At 51.6% G+C, this 22,680-nt stretch carries 18 protein-coding genes and 2 pseudogenes; 1 reads left to right on the forward strand and 19 read right to left on the reverse strand.

Features of this window, described 5'->3' with window-relative positions:
• Positions 1–16: 16 nt before the first annotated feature.
• The 7 genes from NQU17_07135 to NQU17_07165 form a co-directional block, all read right to left on the reverse strand.
• Positions 17–388, reverse strand: coding sequence for a DUF5655 domain-containing protein (locus tag NQU17_07135; GenBank protein ID UUM13325.1), 372 nt, complete (start codon positions 386–388; stop codon positions 17–19).
• A gap of 44 nt (positions 389–432) precedes the next feature.
• Complete coding sequence (locus NQU17_07140; GenBank protein ID UUM13326.1) at positions 433–1,209, reverse strand: GNAT family N-acetyltransferase; 777 nt, start codon at positions 1,207–1,209, stop codon at positions 433–435.
• A 415-nt stretch (positions 1,210–1,624) separates the two neighbouring features.
• A complete protein-coding gene (locus NQU17_07145; protein ID UUM13327.1) occupies positions 1,625–2,869 on the reverse strand; it encodes a polysaccharide deacetylase family protein in 1,245 nt (414 codons plus the stop codon).
• Between the two features lie 98 nt (positions 2,870–2,967).
• A complete protein-coding gene (locus NQU17_07150) occupies positions 2,968–3,567 on the reverse strand; it encodes a GNAT family N-acetyltransferase (protein UUM13328.1) in 600 nt (199 codons plus the stop codon).
• A gap of 70 nt (positions 3,568–3,637) precedes the next feature.
• Positions 3,638–4,720: a beta-lactamase family protein gene (locus tag NQU17_07155; protein ID UUM13329.1), complete on the reverse strand. Its 1,083-nt coding sequence runs from the start codon at positions 4,718–4,720 to the stop codon at positions 3,638–3,640.
• A 101-nt stretch (positions 4,721–4,821) separates the two neighbouring features.
• Positions 4,822–5,457: a flavodoxin family protein gene (locus NQU17_07160; GenBank protein UUM13330.1), complete on the reverse strand. Its 636-nt coding sequence runs from the start codon at positions 5,455–5,457 to the stop codon at positions 4,822–4,824.
• A gap of 243 nt (positions 5,458–5,700) precedes the next feature.
• Positions 5,701–6,537 (reverse strand): ADP-ribosylglycohydrolase family protein, encoded by an 837-nt coding sequence (locus NQU17_07165; protein ID UUM13331.1) that lies wholly within the window; start codon positions 6,535–6,537, stop codon positions 5,701–5,703.
• A 49-nt stretch (positions 6,538–6,586) separates the two neighbouring features.
• On the opposite strand from NQU17_07165, the gene NQU17_07170 reads away from it, so the two are divergent.
• Entirely contained in the window at positions 6,587–6,796 is a 210-nt protein-coding gene (locus NQU17_07170) for a hypothetical protein (protein UUM13332.1), read from the forward strand.
• 86 nt (positions 6,797–6,882) lie between these two features.
• Here the strand turns inward: NQU17_07170 and NQU17_07175 are convergent, their stop codons facing one another.
• The 12 genes and pseudogenes from NQU17_07175 to queC form a co-directional block, all read right to left on the reverse strand.
• The gene (locus NQU17_07175) at positions 6,883–8,151 is read right to left on the reverse strand and encodes a DEAD/DEAH box helicase (GenBank protein ID UUM13333.1); all 1,269 of its coding nucleotides are present in this window, start codon (positions 8,149–8,151) and stop codon (positions 6,883–6,885) included.
• 561 nt (positions 8,152–8,712) lie between these two features.
• A complete protein-coding gene (locus NQU17_07180; protein ID UUM13334.1) occupies positions 8,713–12,147 on the reverse strand; it encodes a [FeFe] hydrogenase, group A in 3,435 nt (1,144 codons plus the stop codon).
• 729 nt (positions 12,148–12,876) lie between these two features.
• Positions 12,877–13,593, reverse strand: a complete 717-nt coding sequence (locus NQU17_07185; protein UUM13335.1) for a DUF554 domain-containing protein — start codon at positions 13,591–13,593, stop codon at positions 12,877–12,879.
• A gap of 225 nt (positions 13,594–13,818) precedes the next feature.
• Positions 13,819–14,610, reverse strand: coding sequence for a hypothetical protein (locus tag NQU17_07190; protein ID UUM13336.1), 792 nt, complete (start codon positions 14,608–14,610; stop codon positions 13,819–13,821).
• Positions 14,607–15,458, reverse strand: coding sequence for a 4Fe-4S binding protein (locus NQU17_07195; GenBank protein ID UUM13337.1), 852 nt, complete (start codon positions 15,456–15,458; stop codon positions 14,607–14,609). The genes NQU17_07190 and NQU17_07195 overlap by 4 nt, the downstream gene beginning before the upstream one ends.
• A 119-nt stretch (positions 15,459–15,577) precedes the next feature.
• Entirely contained in the window at positions 15,578–16,954 is a 1,377-nt protein-coding gene (locus tag NQU17_07200) for a HAMP domain-containing histidine kinase (protein ID UUM13338.1), read from the reverse strand.
• Positions 16,951–17,642, reverse strand: a pseudogene (locus NQU17_07205) (response regulator transcription factor). The gene NQU17_07200 and the pseudogene NQU17_07205 overlap by 4 nt, the downstream one beginning before the upstream one ends.
• Positions 17,643–18,072: 430 nt before the next feature.
• Positions 18,073–18,510, reverse strand: coding sequence for a hypothetical protein (locus tag NQU17_07210; protein UUM13339.1), 438 nt, complete (start codon positions 18,508–18,510; stop codon positions 18,073–18,075).
• Between the two features lie 4 nt (positions 18,511–18,514).
• Positions 18,515–19,765 (reverse strand): MFS transporter, encoded by a 1,251-nt coding sequence (locus NQU17_07215; GenBank protein ID UUM13340.1) that lies wholly within the window; start codon positions 19,763–19,765, stop codon positions 18,515–18,517.
• A gap of 215 nt (positions 19,766–19,980) precedes the next feature.
• A pseudogene (locus tag NQU17_07220) lies at positions 19,981–21,065 on the reverse strand (IS3 family transposase).
• A gap of 386 nt (positions 21,066–21,451) precedes the next feature.
• A complete protein-coding gene (queF, locus tag NQU17_07225; protein UUM13341.1) occupies positions 21,452–21,949 on the reverse strand; it encodes a preQ(1) synthase in 498 nt (165 codons plus the stop codon).
• Positions 21,946–22,668: a 7-cyano-7-deazaguanine synthase QueC gene (gene queC, locus NQU17_07230; protein UUM13342.1), complete on the reverse strand. Its 723-nt coding sequence runs from the start codon at positions 22,666–22,668 to the stop codon at positions 21,946–21,948. The genes queF and queC overlap by 4 nt, the downstream gene beginning before the upstream one ends.
• Positions 22,669–22,680: the final 12 nt, after the last annotated feature.

Here is a 22,680-nt window from a genome sequence, read left to right on the forward strand (position 1 = left end):
TTGCCCTTCCCAAGATCTATTTTTTCTTTTTCCAGCGATAAGCCTCTTCCAGCCAGCCCATCAGCTTCTCATCCAGCTCTTCCCGGCTGCCCAAAATGGTGTGGTGCGTCCACCGGCCTGGATAGGGCTCTGTCGTATCGATCAGCCGCGAATGTCTGATTTCCCGGTTCAGGCCAAAGCTCACGATCAGATAGTGCTCCGGTCGGCCTTTGATCCCGGAACGAATCGGAAGCCAGGCCCAGGCAAAGGGCCGGTCATTCCAAAAGGCAATTTGGGAGCGGGATACCCTGGCGGTGATGTCCGGATGACGCTCGATCAATGCCTGTTCCAGGCTCTGATAGAGATCCATGACTTCCCGATGGTTCTCAAAGAATCGCTCTTTCTCCATATCCTCAGTCTCCTTCGATCCGTTCCTCAGCTGAGCCGGAATAGCTAAAACTTAATCAGCAGTTCTGTCGATTCTGTCATTTTTTCAAATCCCAGCTTCTGGTACATTTCCCGGGCGGTTTCCTTGGCGTCTGCTGTCAGAAACACCAGATCACATCCCTGGTGATAAGCTCTCAGTGCCAGAGATTTCAGGAGCGAGGTCCCAATGCCCTGTCTGCGATACTCCGGGTCGACCGTGAAGTCTTCCAAAGTACAGGTCGTCCCATTCGAGTAAAAATCGCAGGATCCCACCGCCTCCCAGTCCAGGAGGGCCAAATACTGATCCGGACCTGAATCGCTCAGATAAACCTGGCTTCGCCGCTGAAACCGCCGCTGCGTGAAATCCAGGGACTCTCCGTCTTCACACAGTTCATCCAGTTCCGCAGCCTCATCCAGCAGCAGTTCGGATACACGAATGATCTCCAGATCCTCCCGTTCAGGCAGGCGCTGCACGACTACAAGCGGCAGCCGGTAATACTCAATATCGGTGGCTCCGTCGCGGTATCGCTCCGGAATGTCCGTGTGATCCACCGCCGCAGGAAACTTCAGCATCAGGAAATCCTTGCCCCCCTGCTTTCTCCGTTCGATTTCCCGTTCGATGAAACTCGCCAGTTCATCCTTGGCAAGCGGTTCTCGAATCAGTGTGAAGTTATGGGAATACATATCATGGATCAAGTCATCCTGGTATCGACTGACCCCCTGGTCATCCGTCCGCTCGCAGAATTCCTCATAATATTCCTCTTCCAGCTGGTGCATTCTTGGAATCCATTCCTCAATCATCATTAATTATTAATCCTCCAATATTACTTATTTGTCAGACTGCCAGTCCGGCTGTCTGTCTATGTAAATGTCTGTCTGTCTATGTGGATGTCTGTCTGTCTATGTGGAAGTCTGTCTGCCTGCGTGTCGGTCTGTCCATTTGTCGGTCACAAAATAACTCTCGAGACGGATGAGCGATGAAGCTTGTCTTTCTGACTTGACTTGCCTCATACAACCAGCATTGATGATCCGGACGGAAGCAGGAGCAGCTCATAATAATCCGTTCTTTTGGGTCCACTTTATTCAGCAGGATCATGCTGTGTTTCTGTTCATCAATTAATCTCATGAAATTCTGTTTTTTCAAAAATGGGCAGCCGCCCCCGGCGCTTTTTTTGCATCGAGCTCCCGTGATTTCATTGTATCACGGGAGCTCGGGTGTTTACTCTGTATGGTTTTGAGCTTTCGGCAGCCATTTTGTCATTAAGACATCTCGGGTCATCCAGACCATCTTGGGCTGACCCATATGTGTGCCTTCATTTTGGGGATGGTAGACTTTCAGAATCAGTCTCTGCATGAATCCAATCCAGCGATTGTGAAGAGTATCTTCCAGTTCGGTCACCTCAAACCCCAACCCTTTCAGTCCCCGATTGAGCAGTGTTTTGCTGACCAGAACCTGGATATCCTGATACTCCGGCTGCTGTTGGATATAGCGGGCAAGCACCGGCAGGGAATTTTTTGTCTGGCGCAGAACTCCGATCGCAATCCGAACAGGGTCCGTTTCTGCGGTCTGCAGCCGGGGGCTGTTCACATGAAGCTCCAGTACCCGGTCGCCTGCTTGGGCAATCAGATCGCCTGCTTCATTCACCAGATCCGGTCCGTCATACTGAATGGGATTGATTCGATAAATATTGACATCATCAATGTTGATAATACCCATCTGCCTGGCGTAAAAGCGCTCCCAGGTTTCCCACAGCCGGTACATCAGTCGCCTGGACCAGGTCCAGTCCGGCAATTCCAGTGGAACGATGGGAAGTCTGGCCTCCCTGGTAATCAGATGAATCAGCTGCTCCGTGGCTTTGAGTGTCTGGCGTGCTTTCCCAGTCCGGTCTCCGTCATGGAGCAGCAGGATGCTTCCATCGCGCAGTCCCGGACGAATCCGTTCCAGTATCTCCTGCTCTGAGGACGCGTTCCAGTCATGACCTTCCAGGCTCCAGTGAATTGCTTTTATGCCATGGGTTTTCACCCAGATCAGGCTGATCAGATTAAACACGCCCCAGGGCGGCCGCATCCATACCACCGGACCTCCGGTGATTGCCTCCAGCACCTGTTTTCCCTTGGTCCAGTTCTGCCATGTCCGGAATGGTCCCATCCGCCAGCCATGCTGATGAACCATCCCGTGCAGGCCAATCTGATGACCCTGCTCCAGAATTTCCTTGACAATCTCCGGATGGCGCTGAGCCTGTTCCGCCACAAGAAAAAACACTCCTTGAGTTTCATTCTCTTTCAGCAAATCCAGAAATTTCCCAGTATGATCCGGGTCCGGGCCATCATCAAAAGTGAGTACCACGCCCGCTCGATAATGCCGCTTCCATGCTCCGATTCCCATTCGATGCGGGAAAAAATCCGAAATCACAGTATACAGCAGGATGAGTGCAATGATGATTCCAACGATAATCCAATCCACACAGACACCTTCCTTCTGCGGTACTTAATCCAATCAACAACCTGCCAGGATACAGCCGAACCCCGGAACAACACCCGGATGTTCGATCTGAAATCCGTTCACTCTTTGCTTTCGCATTCAGGCTCTGGCCTGTATTCTCTCCTGAGGATGGCCATCTGGTGGACATCCACCGGCCTTCCATTAAAATAAAATGCCTCCCGGCTGGTTCCTTCCAAGACAAAGCCGGTTTTCCGGTATACCGCCAGGGCTCTGGGATTGAAATCAAACACTTCCAGCTGAATTCGGTTCAGGTTCAGGGCTTCAAAACCATAGCGCACAAACAGGCGAATGGCTTCCTGTCCCAGTCCGCGATTTCGCCCAGGTGCTCCGATCAGAATCCGAAAGTTGACGCACCGGGCTTTTTCGTCCCAGTCATTAAAGACAACTTCCCCCACCAGCTGACCGGTGGCGCGGTCTACGATGGCCAAATCCAGACGGTCGGTCTGTTCGTTCCTGGTCTCATACCATTGGCTGACCCGCCGGGTTTCCTCATGGGATAACGCCTGGGCGCCTTCTTCATCCGAAGTACAGGATCCGGTCAGTTTTTGCAGTTCCGGGTCGGCTAGAATCTTCAGCATGAGCTCCCCGTCGCCTGGTTCAAAGGGGCGCAGGATCACCCGATCCCCTCGCAAAGTCGGCTTAATGCGTAAATCACTCAATGTTTGGTAGTCTCCTCTTTCAAGTTAATTTCACCAGGATCGTTCCTCCCCGGGATGAGATTCGCTTCTGCTATATTCCGGTTCCCGATTGATCAAACAGCAGATCCTGAATCTTTCGATGCAGAGCCCAGACATCCGCTCCCTGATTGGCCAGAAGGACAATGCTCCGGTCAGCTTGCGGGTAATAGGCTGCCATGGCCGCAACCCCTTCATTCATCCCATCTTTTCGCAGGCAAAGAATCGTTTCTCCGCTTTCAATGAATTCAAAGCCAAATCCATTGCGAATCGTCGCATCGGGGAATCGGCTCCAACGGTAGGGCCTGGACTGAATAATCCGGGGTGTTTGAAATAAATCGGTATATGTCGGATTCAGCAGTTCCCCGAAGTGTACCTTGCGCAGAAAGCGGTCCAGATCCGTGACGGTGGAATAGGCTCCGCCATCCGGTGAGCCGATGGGCGGATAGGAATAGATATTTTTCTTCCAGCCTATGATCATCCCCTGTTCATCCCGCAGGTCAATGTATCCTTCCGCTACATCCGGGTCGATCCCGTCCATCGCGAAGAAACCGGACCGATCCATTCCGAGACGATCAAAAATCTCGGTCTGAACAAAGTCACGGTAGGTCCGGCCGGTCACCGCTTCGATGGCCAGTCCCAGCAGGACAAAGGCGCAGTTGTTGTACCGAACCGCCGTGCCGGCTGGGAACACAGGTGGTTTATAGGCAAACTGCGGCAGGAAGTCCCTGGTTGTTCGGATGGAATAATTCGGTTTGGTGATGAACAGATCTGAATAGCTTTCTCCCGCCTCTTCATCCGCATCATCCGCGATGCCGGAGGTATGAGTCAGAAGATGGTAAAGGGTGACGTTATTCGGAATTTCCGTCCCTTCCAACGAAATCAAATCCGATATCCGGTCTTCCAAACGAAGGGTTCCCTCCTGCGCCAGACGCAGGACCGCTGCTGCCGTAAACAGCTTGGTTACCGAAGCAATATCAAACCGGGTATCCAGCCGGTTAGGAATGCCATATCCCCGATGAGCCAGTCCAAAGGATCCCTGATAAATTACCTGGTTTCCCTGCTTGACCAGACAAGCCCCCGAAAAAAGCTCGTCCTGTGCAGCTGCCTCACAATAGCTGCGAATTGTATGTTCCAAGTTGTTTCTCCTTCCCTCCATGCAAAGAACTGGCCCTGGGGCCAGCTCAATATCTGCGTCAAACCGGCTGCGACAGTTCTCACTTCGTGGCTGGTCTGGGATCAGCGAATAAAGTTCATGCGAACTTTCTTGACCGGCTCCGGAGCCGGTATCGTCTTCTTGCCTTCTTCAACCACCTGGAGCAGCCAGGCCATGTTCCGGCCCAGGATCTGCAGAGTCTGACTTCCTTCCGCATCCTGTCCGGCCTCGCCCGGAACGGCTCCATGAATCACGTTCCAGTAGTTAGCTCCTGGAACCAGCATCTCTGAGTAGAGCAGGTAGCGGTTGATCATGTCATAGGCGGGAACTCCGCCGGACCGGCGGACCGCAATGACCGGCGCTCCCACTTTATGCCGGAACAGGCCGCCGTTATTCCCGGAAACATAAAACGCACGATCCATGAACGATTTCATCTTGCTGGAAATCCCCGAAAAATGCGTCGGTGATCCAAACAAAATCCCATCGGCTTCTTTCATCTTCTGAATCCAGAGATTGACATCATCTCCGGTCAGAACACAGCGTTCATCCCTGTTTTTCGCGCACATGCCGCAGGCGGTGCATTCCGCGATTTGCTGAGCCCCCACATGGATCAGTTCTGTTTCAATTCCCTGACTGGACAGTTCGGCCAGTGTCAGGTTCAACGCTTCATAAGTATTTCCTTCCCGTTTTGGACTTCCGTTAAACGCTACAACTTTCATAGTTCCTCCCGAAATATTTATTTTTCATCTGATTGCTTCTAACAGTTCTTTCGCAATAATCTTATGATTCTATCATATCGCATCCGATCAAAAAGAGACGATCCACCGAACGATTCTTCGTACTATTTCTTTGTCTGAATGACTCTACCGATGATGAGAACAGGATACTCCGTGTCTGTTTCATATCACTGATTCAGCTGATGGGGCTACAGCAGCTGCCAATCCCACAGATCAGTGCACATGTTAGTTCCGTCTCTCTCCGCCCATAAATGCCATCCAGTCGTCATAGATGCCCCTTAGTTCCTCATCCAAATAGCTCAAGGCGTTTTGTCTGAGGGGTTCCGGTACTCCATAATGAGCTTCAGCAATCCCTCCCGCAATGGCAGCCAAGGTGTCACTGTCCCCTCCCACAGAAATTGCCAGGCGAATGGCATCCTCAAAGGAAGAAGATTCCAGAAATGCCTGGATCGCCTGGGGAACCGAATTCTGGCAGGTTACATCGAACTTGTAGCTGCTGCGGATCCCATCAATCGTGAAATCCAGGGGATAATACCGCTGGGTGATCTTGCTGCGAATCTCCTCTTTTGAAGCGCCCTGTCGGGCCAAATAAATCGCCAGCGCGGTGGCTTCCGCTCCCTTTAACCCTTCGGGGTGATTATGAGTCACTCGGGTGGCCGCATTGGACCAGGCGATGACCTCGGATTCAGTATGTGCAAGATCCCCCACTGGACTGATCCTCATGGCGGAGCCATTGCCAAAACTATAATAGGGTTGCGGATTCAAACTAAAGACCCAGTAGATGAACCGACCGCCGAAGCCGCAGTTGGGGTATTTGCGTCCCAGGGACTGCATCGATTTCACCGTTAGATTACTAAGCAGTTCCAGATAAGAATCACTCATTGGCTCTGCTCCTGCCTCAATATATTTCTGCGCTTCCATGATTGCCCGGGCTACTGCCAGGGTCATGATGCTGTCATCCGTTGCCTGGCACTCCGGAGTAAACAGCTCAAATTCCTTGCTCCGGTGGTTGTTGCGCTCAAACCTTGACCCGACAATATCTCCGATGATTGCTCCAATCATTCTCCTACCTCCGTATCGTTCGCCTGGTCTTTGGCACAGCCTGATTCTTATGAGTCTGACTGAGCAGGCTGATCGAGCCCGACTGGCGGCTATACCCTTAGAAAATCACGAACTCGCCAATGTGTCAACTCTTGCGGCTACCCAAAAGATCCGTTTCGTAAAGCCGTTCAATCCGATTAATCCAAATAACCCTTATCATCCTTATCATCCTTATCAAAAAACATTAGGGCTGCCTTGTATTGAAAAAGGGCTCTTCTGACACCAGTCAGAAGAGCCCTTTTCAGGTCATTATTCCATTTTGGTTCTGGGTTATGCACTCCACTGGGGTGTATTCTTCCGAATGTTCTATTGGCAGTGCGTTTTCTGCTGTTGTTTCCGAGTTCCTGCAGCTCTGGGCTGATTCTGAACCGGTGCTTTCGAGTTCTTTCTTGGGTTAGCCGGCCTCTGGGGCTCTGCTTTGACCGCAGGGGTCAGAACAACCATCGGATAGGGGTGGTTCTTCACTTCAGGAACCTTTTTGCCCATCAACTTTTCAATATCTTTCAAAAGCGGCTTTTCGTCGAAATCACAGAAAGAAATGGCTGTGCCTTCCAGACCTGCTCTTCCGGTTCGGCCGATGCGATGGATATAGGTCTCCGGAACATTGGGCAAATCATAATTGAAGACATGGGACAGCTCATCGATATCAATTCCGCGAGCCGCAATGTCAGTGGCTACCAGGACCCGGGTGACCCGGTTCTTGAAATTGCTTAACGCCGTCTGGCGGTTCCCCTGGGATTTATTGCCATGAATCGCAGCGGCTTTGATATTAGCCCGCTCCAGATCTTTCACGATTTTATCCGCACCATGCTTGGTCCGGCTGAATACCAGCGCAGAATCAATGGTTGGATCCTGCAGCAGGAGTTTCAGAAGTTCTTTCTTATTTCCCTTGTCAACATGGTATAAAACCTGCTGGACCGTATCAACGGCGGATGATACCGGGGTGACAGACACCTTTTCTGGCTTGACCAGGATGGAGTTGGCAATTTCCATGATATCCGGAGACATCGTTGCCGAAAACAGAAGGGTTTGCTTTTTTGCCGGCAACTGTCGAATGACTTTCTTCACATCGTTCAGAAAGCCCATGTCCAGCATGCGGTCAGCTTCATCCAATACAAAGATCTCCAGCGCCTTCAGATTAATCAGCCCCTGACCAATGAGGTCGTTGAGCCGCCCTGGGGTCGCTACCAGGATATCAATTCCTGTTCGAAGCACCTGTTCCTGGGGAACCTGAGACACACCGCCAAAAATCACGCCATAGGTGAGGTTCGTAAACTGGCCGTAGGTTCTGAAGCTGTCATAGATCTGGATGGCCAGTTCTCTGGTAGGCGTCAGCACCAGGGCTTTGATCGAACGGTTTCCTTTGCCGGATCCGCCTTTCTTTGACAGCAGCTGAAGCATGGGTACCGCGAATGCTGCTGTTTTGCCGGTACCGGTCTGAGCACAGCCCAGAAGGTCACGCTGCTTTAAGATATGGGGTATCGCCTGTTCCTGAATCGGAGTGGGCGACTCGTACTTTTCTTTTTCCAGGGCTTTCAAAATCGGCCCTATTACATTTAACTCTTTAAAATTCATCTGATCTCACATTTCCTCCGCCGACACATAGTATTAATTGACAAACAAGCTTCCGGTGACGGCAGAGAGATGTTGTTGTTTGCTGGTAAACCTCCTCCGGTGAAGTTCACCGAGGATATAGACTAAGGTAGTATACCACATTTACAGGATACTTATTCTTTTTTATTTTTTGAACGTCCCTCATTGCGCTTAGTCTGGAATTGCCCAACCTCTATCATCCCTTTCAGACCGCATTTCTTCTGTATCGCTTTCTGGTCCAATTCCGTTTTGACTGCTGATGTCCGTCAGCTTTGGTTTCACAATATCTCATCGCACATCGCAAGATTCAATAAGCGCTTCAGACGATCCGCTTGCAGAGATTCCGTCGCAGAGATTCGGTCCTGGAGAATCAGTCCTGGAGATTCAGTCCTGGAGATTCAGTCCTGGAGATTCAGTCCTGGAGATTCAGTCCTGGAGATTCAGTCCGAACCATCCAAAATGAAGCGGGCCATGAAACAGAAGAAATAATCCCGCCGGGGATTGCCCGGCGGGATCTTGGTCTGGCATTATTTTCTGAGATCTTTAAAGATTCTCTTTAATGGTCCGATAGATATTGCTCAGTTTTCCGGACTCGATGACCTTTCCGTCCAAAGTCACATAAATCCCATCACCGGGATGATTCTCTTTCAGTCGGATGGTTCTGACTCGGGCAAAGGCTTCCTTGTTCTCTTCCTTTATTTTCTTTGCCGTATGCTCATACAGTTCTCTGGAGCCTAAGGCAGCGCATTTGTCGCAGACACAGATGTCAAACTCACGGGTGATGAACGCGGAGTTGCTCTTGCGAACCACATTGCGTCCCAGCGTATCCCCTTTGACCTGAGTGTAATGAGTGTGCAGCAGCTCATGAGCCAGATGAGAATTGGGATCTCCAAAGAAATCATGATACAGCTTCAGGATGTCCGGGTTGTCCTGCGACTTCCGGAATTTCGAACCTTTATCCGCATCCACAATCACCTGACCGCGCTGTTCCAGAGTTCCGACTTTTTTCGGGACCGGATGCCCGGCACCGGAAATGCAGCCGCCGGGGCATGCCATGATTTCAATGAGATCATAGCCGATTTCTTCACCGTCAGCCATTTTCTGAAGGATCGGTTCGGCATTGTTCAAGCCGCTGATGACGGCTACCCGGACCTTCATGCCGTTGGCCTCGATGGTCGTTTCCTTGACGCCGTCAAAACCTCTGATCTCCGTAAAATCGACATGATCCCCCAGGGGAACCCCCGACAGTTTCTCCACTGCCAGTCTCAAGGCAGCTTCCGCAACGCCGCCGGAATTTCCGAAGAGGATGCCGGCTCCTGTTCCGATCTTATACGGATCATCATAGTCCTGTGCGGAGATGTCCTCTTTTTCAATGCCTTTCATTTCAAGCATTTCGAGCAGTTCCAGGGAATTGATGACCGCATCCACATCCGGAACGCCATCCGGGGCGAATTCGGGGCGTTTGGCTTCATACTTCTTGGCAATGCATGGGACCACGGAAACAACGAACAAGTCTTTTTTGTCAATGCCGCTTACTTTGGCAAAGTGGCTCTTGATCGTCGCTCCCATCATCATTTGAGGAGATTTGCAGGTGGACAGATGCGGGATGATTTCCGGATAGCGGCGTTCCACGAAGTTTACCCAGCCCGGACAGCAGGAGGTGAACTGAGGCATGACACCGCCGCTGGTTACACGAGTCAGGAACTCATTAGTTTCTTCCAGAATGGTCAGATCGGCGGCGAAGGCATTATCGAATACTTTCTTGAAGCCCATCCGTTTCAGCATGCCTGCCATAAAGGGGGTTGCCTGCTCTGCCGTTAAACCGTAGTGTTCGGCGACAATGGCTCGAACCGCCGGGGCGACAAAGCCAACCACCGTCTTGGTGGGATCATTCAGCGCGGAGAATACCTGGTCTTTTTCCGTCTTGTAGCTCAGCGCGCCGCAGGGGCAGGCATTGACGCAGTGGCCGCAGCTGATGCAGTCCGTTTCCTGCAGCGGCAGGCCGCTCTTGGTGCCAACGATCTGACGGCCGTCCCGAATGTAGAAGGTCAGAATGTCCGGACCTTCAACTTCTGCACAGGCAGCAATGCAGCGCCCGCAGGATATGCATTTATTATGATCTCTGGTGATGAAGGGATGATCCTCCACAATCGGGAAGTATGGCCGTACGTGTGCGGGTTTCTTATAGTGAATGCCATGCTCGGTTGCGGTATTCCGAAGGTTGCAGTCATACCGCTCCTTGCAGCCGCACTGCAGACAGCGGGCAGCTTCTTCCATAGCCTGTTCTTTTGTCAGTCCCAGTTCAACCTCGGTGTAGCTGGACTTTCTCCGTTCCAGATCGATGGTCGCGCCCTGAGTCCGGTTCAGCCGGGGCATTTCCTCAAATTCCCACTTGGGCAGGTCTTCCAGGGTTCCGCGGCTGCAGCTGAAATCCACGTCATGGGGTTTCACGTAGCCTTTCTCCAGGAAGCAGTCGATGGATTCCGCGGCGTGACGGCCGGCCGCAATGGCCTGAATCACCGTTGCCGGACCGGTAACGCAGTCACCGCCGGCAAAGATCTTGCGCTCGGATGTCTCAAAGGTTCTGCCGTTAACATCCACATCACCCCAGTTATTCAACCGGACCGGGAGGTCATTGTACAGGAATCTGGTATCCGTGGTCTGGCCGATGGCACCGATGACGGTATCCGCTTCAATGATGGTTTCACTGCCTTCAATGCGGATGGGGCGCCTTCTTCCCGAACGATCCGGTTCACCCAGCTCCATCCGGATACAGTGCAGCAGCATTTTATCGTCTTTGGCAACGATTTTCTCCGGGGAAATCAGGAATTCCATCTTGACGCCCTCTTCGAGAGCTTCTTCAATCTCATAGGGCTCAGCCGGCATTTCTTCGCGGCTTCTGCGGTACAGAACCGTGACATTTTCCGCTCCGCTTCGGATCGCGGTTCTGGAACAGTCGATGGCTGTATTACCTCCGCCGATGACCACCACGTTCTTGCCGGTTTTCGTATCCAGACCCTTGGTGGTTTTCTCCAGATACTGGATGCCCATCCAGACACCTTCATACTGAATCGGAGTGGCACCCCAGGAACCGATCGCCAGATACACCGCGTCAAAATCCTTCTGGAGATCCGTCAGGGTAATATGGGTTCCGACTTCCTTTCCCGTAATGATTTTGACCCCGAGGTTCCGGATCATGTTGATTTCCTTGTCGAGGGTTGCCTTGGGCAGCCGATATTCCGGGATGCCATACCGCATCATGCCGCCGGCATGGGGCTGACGCTCGAAGATCGTGACATCATGACCGTTGATCGCACTGTAATAAGCGGCCGTCATTCCGGATGGACCGGCGCCGATGATCGCGATTCGCTTGCCCGTCGCGGGTTTGACTTTGGGCATATAAGGGCTTAAACCATCCAGGTCCAGATCTGCGACAAACCGTTTGACATTATTAATGGCTACCGGTGTATCGACCAGATTTCTCCGGCATTCTGCCTCGCAGGGGTGAGGACAGACACGGCCGCAGACCACCGGAAATGGATTCGTGGTCTTGATCGTTCTCAGGGCATCCGCAAAGTTGCCGGTTTGAGCATGGCGCAGATACTTCTGAATATCAACGTTGTCCGGACACGTATTGACGCAGGGAGCAACGCAGTCCGCGTTATGGTCTGACAGCAGCTGTTCCAGACGAATTTTCCGGTATGCGGTTAGTTTCTCGCTGGTTGTATGAATCACCATGCCTTCTTTCACCGGCGTCTGGCAGGATTTCACTTCAACTTTATCCTCCCCTTCCCCCAGTTCCACGACACACAGCCCACAGTTGCCGTTGGCACGCTCCAGACGGATGTCGTAACAAAGGTGCGGCACATAGATATCCTCCTGGGTCAGCGCCTGCAGGATGGTCAGATCCTCATAGACTTCTACTTCTCTTCCGTTGACATTCACTTTGATTCGATTTCTATTTACAATTGATTTCATGAAATACGATCCCCCCGTAAAGATAATTCAAAAATGGGAAATGCAATAAACAGCAGGTCTTGCAGTGATTAAATCCTGTCCCGGCACACTACACGAATCAAACAGAACTTTGAAACGACACCCTTATTTTTTAGTGTTTTCAATGCTTGTTAGTATTTTCTCCATGTCAACGTTTTCACAGTTTGGCAAAACTGGTGCTTAATCTTTCGTGAACTTGACTTAATTTACTCCATTCAGCTTCCGCGGCGGAAGCACATAAAAGGAAATTTGTCTTGTTATCACCTCTTTTTTGTGATGATATTTTCTATATGTTACTCCCTTGTTAAACCCTCTTCAACCATTATTTGAGCGTTCCAGTGAACGTTCACCTTTTTCAAAGCTTTCTCCACAATCCAAAAGTCCAACGATCAGCTCCTGCAATTGTTAATTAAGAAACAGACCTTTTATGACACACCTCTTAAAATCCTTGGTTCTGTCTATGCCAGTCAAGCTGCAGCGAATATGATCCTCCGGGAAGAGAACTGGAACGGAGTTAGCCAGAGCATCCGTTCTTATCGAGGGATGCTCTGGCTAACTCCGTTCGCTGTCTGACTCCACACCTGTGGCGCGAGGAAGCTCCGGACATGACGATTGCGGTTCGTGAAATGATCCGTCGACGCCGGACGCTCCCGGTTTGCATGGCTGCCCTGGATTCCTGTGGGTCAGGTCAGGCCTGAAACATGGCACCGGCTATTGGAAATACCCAAAGACCACTGCAATGACCACAGCCGGCAATGTATTGGCTACGCGAATTTGCTTCTCGCGAACCAGGTTCAAACCGACGCAGAGGATCAGGATGGAACCGACGAAGGACAGGTTGCTGATGGCCTGAGCCGGCAGAAAATCACCTGCAAAATATGCCAGTAGCGTGATGCTCCCCTGGAACAGGCCGACTGGTACCGCCGAGAAAATACTCCCTTTCCCCTGAGCTGCTGTCATGACGAAAATTATGATCGCGTCAATGACTCCCTTGGCGACAAGCACCGAGTAATCACCGCTGACCCCGTCCTGGATCGAACCTATCACCGCCATGGCTCCGATACACACGGTACAGGAGGCGGAAACAAAGCCGGACATAAATCGATTGTCTTCACCACTGTGACTGATTCGCTTCAGCCAGTCACCGAACTGGAATACCTTATTCTCAATTTGCAGGAGCTCTCCCATGACGGCTCCGCCGGCTAAGCTGATGATCATCATCATCGAACCGCTGGAGGTCAGCTTCCCGTCAACCACTGAAAGCATCTGACTCAACGCGCCACCGATCCCCAGGATGACAACTCCGATTCCGGTCATCGTCAGTAATGTTTCCTGCATTTTGGACTTTAAGCGGTGTCCGATCAAATTTCCGACAATTCCCCCTGCCATGATGCCTATGACATTAAACAGTGTTCCTAACCCTCTCACCTGTGGTCCTCGCCTTAAGCTGTTATTTTGCGATTTTCAAGGATCGCAATCCGATTTCTTACCGTTTTATAATCCATGATATCATTAATGCCGTTGTCGACAACAAGGTCAGAACAAAATTCTGAAGCTCAGTGAAAAATTCAGACGCAACCCGATTTCGTCAGTTCAGCCACAGAATTAAGGAAACCCAGCCGCTCCGGGTCTCCCGGTTCGGCTGGGGTCTGATTATCGGTCAGCCAGGGCGTTCAGCTGGTCTTTGATTTCCGAGAAGGAAATCCCCTGTTCCAGGCAGTAAGCCTTGATTGTGGTATTGCCGGGGGGCATCGCAGCCCCAAGGATCGTTTCAATCTGAACTTGGGTGATGCCTGCATCCAGGACTTGCTGGAATGTCGTGGCTCCCTTTACTAAAGGTTCCACATGATCCGCCGCCGTGGTTTTTGGTGTCGTGGAACTGCCCGACCCACTGGGTGATGTGGTGGAAATGCCGGACCCACTCAATGGTGTGGTGTCCGTCCCATCAACAGTCGGTTGGGAAAGGTCCTGGAGATGAGCGTCGATGTATTCCTTTTGCTCACTGGTGAGCCTGCTGTTGGACTTCAGGAGAATCTCCCGGGCCGGTGCGGGCAGATACGTATCGCCATCCAGTTCCGCTGGCAGTCCTTTATACAGTGCAACGAACAGCTGAACCGACCCATTGCCGATCTCATGGGGGAGATCCGGATACATTTCTTCGAGAACCTTGGTCTGTATGGTGGTACCGTCCGTCCCTGCCGGTATGCCAAAGGCGTCATAAAGATCCGAAAGTTTGACTTGGAACAGCTCCGTTACTTCCGTAAAGGTGTAGGAGCCTCGGATATCGGCGGGATTATACTGTCCCTTAAACTCCCCGTCCGGAAAGGTCACCGGGGTTTTCGTGGATTTCGTGGTCCAGAGATCTGTCAGGATGGTTGCCCCAATCCCGCCAAAGATCAGCAGGAATACAGTCAGCGCGAGAAATCTTGAAGTGATCTTTTTCATGCTTTTTCCTCCCCCTTCGTGTCTGGCTGGATCATGAAGATGCCATTCATCAGATTTACGGTGTCAGGGACTGGACAAGCCTGCTCCGAGGTGCACTCCAGACAGCTGATGCAGTGGAGATCTGTGACCTTTCCCTTGTTCGATACCACGATTCCCATGGGGCAGCTTTTGTCGCACTGGTGGCAGCTGATGCAGGTCGAATCGTTCCGCCGGATGCTGAAGATCCTGACTTTATTGGACAGCCCCAGCAAAGCCCCATAGGGGCAGGCATACCGGCACCAGGGCCTGGATACGGCCAGTGAAGCCGCCATGGTAATGAGCAGAATGATAAGTCCGGGGATCGCTGCTTCCGAGGACCAGAACGAGAAGAGCGCATTGTAGGGATCAATCTCCGCAAACATAAGGTATCCCGACCGGGCGGTAACATAAACGACCCAGATGAGCACGAGGTAGCGGGCATATTTTAAAACCTTGTCGACGCTTGCCGGGATCACCTGACTGAAGTGTTTCCCAAGGAGTTTTTTTCCAAGCTTGCCGATCCACTCCTGAAAGGATCCCAGGGGGCAGACCCAACCACAGAAGACAGGCCCGAACAGGATCGCCAGGAGAAAGACTAGCACCATCAGGATCACGGAGGACATATGGATTTTCTGGACGAAGGTTCCGAGGGTACCCAGATTATACAGGGTCACCACGCCGCCGAAGGGACAAAGGGCATGCAGCGAAGCATCGGCTAACAATGGAATTCCCCGGCCGGCTTCTGCCAGGGTGTGATTGACGGCGATGAGGCCGATGAGCGTGAAAAAGAAGATCTGGACATAAAGTCTGAGTTTTGGTTTTCGTTTCATAATGATTCCCCCACATGATCGAATCCGTTTCTTTTACATTCAAATCATATCGCGAATATGTGATGGATCTGTGAGGTGTTTTCGTCAAAACTGAGCGATTGTGATGTCAGCCGGCGGGATCAGCGGGCTATGCGGGCAGCAAAGAACAGGCTGGCTCCGCCGGTATCCAGATTCTGTGCACCATAGGAGAATCCATGGGACTCCAGGATGCTTTTCACGATGGCCAGGCCAAGGCCGGTTCCGATGTTCGTGGATTTGGCACCTTTGTAATATCTTTCCCAGATCCGGGCAAGTTCTTCCGGCGGGATCCCCGGACCGTCATCTGCTACCCGCAGTTCGACCTGATCCTCCTTCTTAGAAACCGAAATTGTGACCGTCTCGCGGGCATAGCGAATGGCATTGCTCAGCAAGTTGACTAAAACCTGTTCCATATACCGCCGGTCAGCTCGAATGGTGCAGCCAGTCTCCAGTTCGAGCGTCAGACGGATTCCGGAACGGTCCGAGAGATCCATGAAGCGCTCTGATATCTGACGGGCCAGTTCCGACAGATCCACCCGGTCAAGCGAGAGCGTCACAACACCGGAATCCAGACGTGACATGCTGAGAATGTCATCCACCAGCCGGGACAGCCGGTCAGTCTCCTGGATGATGATCCCCAGCTGCCTGGTTCGCTTGTCTGAATCATGACCGGTGACGTCCCGCAAGGTTTCGGCATACCCTTTAATCAGGCTCAGCGGTGTGCGAAGTTCATGCGAGATGTTGCCGATCAGCTCCTTCCGGAGCTGCTCAGTTCGTCCCAGCTCATGCCCCATCTCCCTGATATCGCGGGACAGAGCAGCGATCTCGTCGTTTCCTGTCACTGCGAAATCCTGAGCGAAGCCCCCCTGAGCAATGGCCCGGGTATAGGTTGACAGGTTCTGAATCGGCCTGACAAAACGTCTGGAAAGAACCAGTGACAGGAGAAAAGCTATGACCAGCAAAATACCGGTGACATAGGCGAGCTGACTTTTCAGGATGGATACGGTGTCTGCCACCGGAGCCAGAGGAACAGCGGCGGCCAGGACCCCGTCGCCAGAGGGACAGGCCACTACCAGAAAGTGAGCCCCGGTCCGCGTCCGCTCTTCCTTTACCGTCACGGTTTTGGTCTGGATGGTTTGCTCGGCCAGTTCTCTCATGTGTTTATCGTAAAACTTACCGGTTCCTTCGCCTGACTCGCGGCCAGCCTCCAAGATTACCGTTCCCTGGCTGTCATAGAGACCGAGCACTGAATGGTAGACCTCGGCTATCTCCTGAATTTCTATGGTCAGTCCCGGTTCCTCCCACCCCACGGTATTGATTCGAGCCGCGACGGCGGATACCTTATCCTGCATCAGCCGGATCTGTCGGGTGCTGTAAAAGTCCTCCAGAAATACGATCTGGAAGAGCCACAGGCAGGCCAGCATGATCGTGACCAGAATCATCATGCCCTGAAAAAGCTTCAGCGAGATGCCCTTCATGGTTTCACCTCCGGATCCAGCCGATAACCATGGCCCCAGACGGTGACGATGAGCCTTCGCTCCTCCTGCAGACGCTCGCGGAGCTGTTTGATGTGAGTGTCAACTGTCCGGCTGTCCCCCTGAAAATCCACCCCCCAGACAGCCGTCAGGAGATGCTCTCTGGAAAATGCCTTTCCTGGGTGCTTTGCTAAAAAATAAAGGAGATCAAACTCTTTCGGTGTCAGCGAAACAGCCTCTCCGCCCAGGAGCACCCTGCGACTATCCGGATCAATCCTGAGCTCACCAATGGCAAGCCATGAGCCCCAGGACAGGCCTGCCTGCGCTTTCCTGGAAGTAATAGCCCGGATCCGGGCCAGGAGCTCACGGGGGCTGAAGGGCTTGACCATATAGTCATCAATGCCCATCTCAAAGCCTAGCAGTTTGTCGTATTCCTCTCCCCGAGCCGACAGCATGATGATAGGGACATCCGAGATGCTTCGAATGCTTCTGGTTGCGGACCAGCCATCCATCCCGGGCATCATGATATCCAGAACCACGATGTCGTAGTCTTTCAATGTCAGCATTTCCAATGCCATGACCCCATCTGACGCTTCATCCGCGCCTGATAGTCTCCTGACGCCATATATTCCCTGATCAGATCCCGGATCCCCGCCTCATCATCCACCAGCAGAACTTTCAAACCAGCCATATCCCTTCCCCCTTTCTCCTGATGATAACACCACTTTCCCCTCAAATCATCAGTACCCTGCTCCGGAAGATGCCATTCTTATACGAATGGCTCAGCCCATCATTTGCTCTACTCTCGGTGGATTTCATTGCAAATCATCCGGCAGACCATTTCATGGGTTCCAGGATTTCCCCTCATCGCCCGGAACAAGTGATAACCCAGAAAATCGCTTCATTCAGGGCGTTCCATCTGTTTTATCGATCTACTGTGATTCTAAGTGATCGCTTCATAATCAAACTGAGAGTCTTATTCGTTTAACCAATGGAAATACGGCCTCCTCCAACAGCCGATGAATCCATAAATAGTCAAATTAAGAATCCCCAACTCCTGATCAGTGAGCAATGATCAGAAGGTGGGGATGATCAAATGATCTTTCATTCGACTGAATCAATTATGCCCTGGATTCTGCCAGCTGCTTAATCCGCTCCATCACCAGTGGAAGTCTGGTCTCAAAAATTTCCACCAGCTCCTCAGGAACATCAGTCCTCAGAACCAATGTGGTTATTCCATGATGTTCTGTCAATGAGTAGCTTTCTTTCCCTCCGGTCCATTCTTTCTCGCGATCTTCGATCCCGTTTCCCTGGGTGTCTGCCGCATGCTGGAACAGGACATATTCAAAAGGACGGAGCTGTTCAATCAAACTGGTTACCCCATAGCCATTCACAGAGGAAATGAACTGGATTTGATTTCCCAGCTCCATCTCTCCTTCCAGATACGTCCCTTCGTCGATGATATTTGCCCAGTCCCGGAACGTCTCGTCGTTCCAGAGAACTGCCCAGACGCTTTCTTTGGAAGCCTGTATATGAATTGTGAGTTGAAGTTCTTTCATCAGATCATTCCTTTCTGTTTCGTTTAATGTGCTCAGCTTCATTTGCAGACAACCCAGCGCCTGATCCGCTGTGGTGATCCCTGTTCCCGGATCCCTTCACCTTCCCAAAGAAGATAAACAGGAAACCGGCGCAGACTGCCAGAATCGCCCCAAAGAGAAACGGGGCACTGGGATCTATATGGGTCCTTAAAAGTCCCGCAAGCAATGAGGAAAAGAATGTGCAGATGCCCATGATTGTCTGGTAGGCCCCAAAGGATGTGGCAATCACCTCTTGACTGGCTGTCTGAGTGATATAAGCCTTGCTGATCCCTTCGGTCAGGGCCATATAGACACCATACAATGCAAAGAGGAACCAGATCATCGTGGTGGACTGATTGATTCCCAACAGGAAATAAGTGACCGCAAACAGGAAGAAGCCTCCTGCCAGCAATTTCCCAGCCCCCAGCGCATCGCTTAATGATCCGGTGAAATAAGACAGGAGCGAATAAACCAGGTTAAATACGACATACGCCAGAATGGTTGAAGTGGTGGACATGCCCAAGGATTGTGCCCGCAGGATTAAAAAAACGTCTGAGCTATTTCCGATGGCGAACACCGCGCTGACAATCAGAAACACCTTATATTCAAAAGTCAGATTCGAAAGTCTGAACTGAGGCGGATGTTGACAGGAGGCCGGTGCCTTCTCTCGAACAAATATCACCAGCAGAATCACCCCAATGATTCCTGGGATCAGGGCAAGAATGAAGATGGACCGCAGGTTATTCCCACCGAAGCGATTCATCAGCAGGATTGCCGCCAACGGACCGATCGCAGCCCCGGCGGTGTCCAGCGCACGGTGAAATCCAAAAGCCTTTCCCACATTCTCCCTGGCTGAACTTTCCGCGATCAGTGCATCCCTGGCTGACGTTCTGATGCCCTTTCCGAATCGGTCCAGAAATCGCCCAAGCAGGATCATCGGCCAGCCCAGCGCTAGTCCGAGAACCAGCTTGGAGATCGTGGACAGTGAGTAGCCCAATACTGTAAAGATCTTTCGCTTTTGGAATCGATCTGACAGCCAGCCGGATACAACCTTAAGAAAGCTGGCGGTGGATTCTGCAATTCCTTCGATGAGCCCTACCAGCTCAACCGGGGCTCCCAAAACGGAAGTAAGGAATATGGGGATGATGGGATAAACCATCTCTGATGCCACATCATTAAAAAAGCTGACGATTCCTAGAACAACGACATTGACTGAGAGTGATTTTTTGTCTTTCATAAGTCCCCTTTGCTGCTTGACCTGCATGATCGCAGCTAATGTATTCGAAACAACCCTTTCAGGTTTGGATTCCATTCGCAGCAGAACAGATTCTTCCGCTGCAAATCGATGTTAGCCCCTTCCGGTTTTCCATCACAGAGATCACCGATGTGATGACTACTAAAGTGCCCCCCTATTGTCAAGACACGGATTTTGATTTCATCCGAACACCTTGTTCAGGCTGCGTGATAGGTTGATTGGTTCTGGCAGAAAGCATAGTGGGTAAGGCCCCCCAGGGATGCATGCGGACGAATGGTGTTGTAGGTGTGGATGTACTTTCTGATCCCTGTGATCAGAACCGCTCGGTCCGTACATTATCCAGTGCCTGTCCTTTGCCATCCATGGAGACCTTAACACCGCAGGAGTCCAGGAGCTTAAGGTAGGCGGGACAGGTGAAGTGGCTCCCCTGATCCGAGTTCATGATCTCGGGCTTTCGCTCGCACAAGGCACGCCTAAGGCAGCGCAGGACAAACTCCTTCTCGAGGCTATAGCTGATCTCATAGTCGACGATCCTGCGGCTGAACCAGTCGATGATGACGAACAGGTATAAGAAGCCTTTCTTGAGGGGAACATAGGTGATGTCGATCCCCCATACCTGGTCGATTCGCTCGATAACCAGGTTCCTCAAAAGGTAGGGCCGGACGTATTGCAAGTGGTAACGTCGGGAGAGGTTCGGGCCATGATACAGGGCCTGGATGTCCATCAGGCGCATCAGGCGCCGAAACCGCTTACGGTTGATGTCGTGGCCGGAATTGCGCAGATAGTGGGCTATCTTGCGGTAACCCCAGGCCGGGTGCTCCAGATGGATCTTGTCGATGATCGTCATGAGGGTAAGATTCTCTTCTGATTCCCCGTGGTCTATCCGGTCCTCCTTTGTACGGTAGACGCTGGTCCTGTTAACGTCATGCAATTCGCACTGACGCTTGACGGTCAGGGTCTCATTTTCTGAGGTTACGAGTTCGGTGCGCTCCTTGTGGTCCAAAGACTTCGTCAGATATTTTTTTTTAGCCAGTCACACTCGATGCTGAGCTGACCGACTTTTTTGCTGCAGGACCGCGATCTCTTCCTCTTTTTGGGCGAGCGCCTCTTCCTGATCGGACGGTCTGCTCTGGAAGATCTGGGCTGCCCGTTCCTGGAACTGGCGGTGCCAGCTGCTCAACGTGGCAGGTGCGATTTGATGGATCTGGGCTAGTTCATTGAGCGAATGCTGTCCGCTTAAGAGCTCCAGCACAACCTTTGCTTTAAAATCAGGGCAATAGATTTTTTTTCTTCTTACTCATACTCTCCATTCAATTCGGATGGAACCGGTTTGTCGTGTCTCAATTCCTGGGACCATTATATACTGCCATCACCGCTGCCATCACCGCTGCTGTCACCGCTGCTGTCACCGCTGCTGTCACTGCTGCTGTCACTGAACATTGTTTCCAGTTTAATTTAACTATACATCCTGCGTTTCATCGCTGAAAGAGCTCAGATTCAATCAAATGATTCTCTCACGAAATGGAGCAACCTGCAGTTCAGCAGAAAATCCTGAGCTGCAGGTTGATTCATGGAGATTTCTCTTTCTGTGTGAGTGCGAGCGGTCGGTCGATCAGGGCAATCCCATAAATGCTGGCGAGTGAAAAAACTTGCGCTGGTATCTTTGACTTATCGGTTGTCAACTTTTTCCGGGTAAAGGTCGTGGTTGACCAGTCGGTTCCAGGCAACTTCCTCCCACCTGGTATCCGCTTTGCCGTAATTGCAGTAGGGGTCAATGGATATGCCGCCGCGCGGCGTAAATTTACCCCAGACCTCAATATATTTGGGATCCATCCGATTGATCAGATCTTTCATAATGATGTTGATGCAGTCTTCATGGAAGTCTCCATGGTTGCGGAAGCTGAATAGATAGAGCTTCAGCGACTTGCTCTCCACCATTTTTAAATCCGGAACATAGGAAATGGTAATGGTCGCGAAGTCAGGCTGTCCGGTAATTGGACAAAGGCTGGTAAATTCCGGACAATTGAACTTAACGAAATAATCATTCCCCGGGTGTTTGTTGTCGAAGACTTCCAGGACTGAGGGGATATAATCCATGCTGTACTTTGTCCCCTGATTTCCCAGCAATGTTATCCCATTCATATCAGATTCGCTTCTGCCTGTCATTGGCCTGCTGCCTCCTTCAATTGTTTTTCTTGGCTATTCCCTTTCATTGCCGGATCCGGCACGCCGTTGCTCTCAAAAGCTTTCTGCCGATCCCGGCAGGTTCCGCAGCTTCCGCAGGGTTCCTCTCCTCCCTCATAGCAGCTCCAGGTCAATTCGAAGGGTACGCCCAGTTCCAGTCCTTTCTGAACCACTTCAGCCTTATTCCAGGAAACGAAGGGAGCGATGATTTCTACCTGTTCCCCGCTGCCAGCCACAATGGCCTGATTCATTGACTGGTTAAATGCCTGGCTGCAATCCGGGTAAGCATTACCGGCGGCATCATCTCCATGGGCTCCGTAATAGATGACGCTGCAGCCTCTGGACAAGGCGAGACTGGCAGCCACCGACAAAAACAGACCGTTCCGGAAGGGTACATAAGTGGAAACCGGCGCGCCTCCGGTTCTGTCTAATTGAGCTGAATAGGACTCATGAGGTATTACCCCATCAGAATGACGGAGCAGGGAACAGTCGCTGTACTCGAATATTCTGGCCAGATCCAGCTGAATCAGTTCCACCTGATAGTGCTTGGCTATACGGAAAGCCGCTTCATTCTCTCTGGTATGCTTCTGGCCATAGAAGATTGACAGGCACAGCACATTCTCCCTGCCATATTCCCTGATGGCCAGCCCAAGGCAGGTCGCACTGTCAACGCCACCGCTCATTAAAATCAACGCTTTCATTCAAATCCCCCC

Source organism: Clostridiaceae bacterium HFYG-1003, assembly GCA_024579835.1.
GTDB lineage: Bacteria > Bacillota > Clostridia > Clostridiales > Clostridiaceae > JG1575.

What these genes read in the sequence shown, in the direction of transcription:
- NQU17_07135 (UUM13325.1), bottom strand. Translation starts at nt 388, where the DNA reads ATGGAGAAAGAGCGATTCTTTGAGAACCATCGGGAAGTCATGGATCTC.
- NQU17_07140 (UUM13326.1), bottom strand. Translation starts at nt 1,209, where the DNA reads ATGATGATTGAGGAATGGATTCCAAGAATGCACCAGCTGGAAGAGGAA.
- NQU17_07160 (UUM13330.1), bottom strand. Translation starts at nt 5,457, where the DNA reads ATGAAAGTTGTAGCGTTTAACGGAAGTCCAAAACGGGAAGGAAATACT.
- NQU17_07165 (UUM13331.1), bottom strand. Translation starts at nt 6,537, where the DNA reads ATGATTGGAGCAATCATCGGAGATATTGTCGGGTCAAGGTTTGAGCGC.
- NQU17_07170 (UUM13332.1), top strand. Translation starts at nt 6,587, where the DNA reads ATGAGTCTGACTGAGCAGGCTGATCGAGCCCGACTGGCGGCTATACCC.
- NQU17_07175 (UUM13333.1), bottom strand. Translation starts at nt 8,151, where the DNA reads ATGAATTTTAAAGAGTTAAATGTAATAGGGCCGATTTTGAAAGCCCTG.
- NQU17_07180 (UUM13334.1), bottom strand. Translation starts at nt 12,147, where the DNA reads ATGAAATCAATTGTAAATAGAAATCGAATCAAAGTGAATGTCAACGGA.
- NQU17_07190 (UUM13336.1), bottom strand. Translation starts at nt 14,610, where the DNA reads ATGAAAAAGATCACTTCAAGATTTCTCGCGCTGACTGTATTCCTGCTG.
- NQU17_07195 (UUM13337.1), bottom strand. Translation starts at nt 15,458, where the DNA reads ATGAAACGAAAACCAAAACTCAGACTTTATGTCCAGATCTTCTTTTTC.
- NQU17_07200 (UUM13338.1), bottom strand. Translation starts at nt 16,954, where the DNA reads ATGAAGGGCATCTCGCTGAAGCTTTTTCAGGGCATGATGATTCTGGTC.
- NQU17_07210 (UUM13339.1), bottom strand. Translation starts at nt 18,510, where the DNA reads ATGAAAGAACTTCAACTCACAATTCATATACAGGCTTCCAAAGAAAGC.
- NQU17_07215 (UUM13340.1), bottom strand. Translation starts at nt 19,765, where the DNA reads ATGAAAGACAAAAAATCACTCTCAGTCAATGTCGTTGTTCTAGGAATC.
- queF (UUM13341.1), bottom strand. Translation starts at nt 21,949, where the DNA reads ATGACAGGCAGAAGCGAATCTGATATGAATGGGATAACATTGCTGGGA.
- queC (UUM13342.1), bottom strand. Translation starts at nt 22,668, where the DNA reads ATGAAAGCGTTGATTTTAATGAGCGGTGGCGTTGACAGTGCGACCTGC.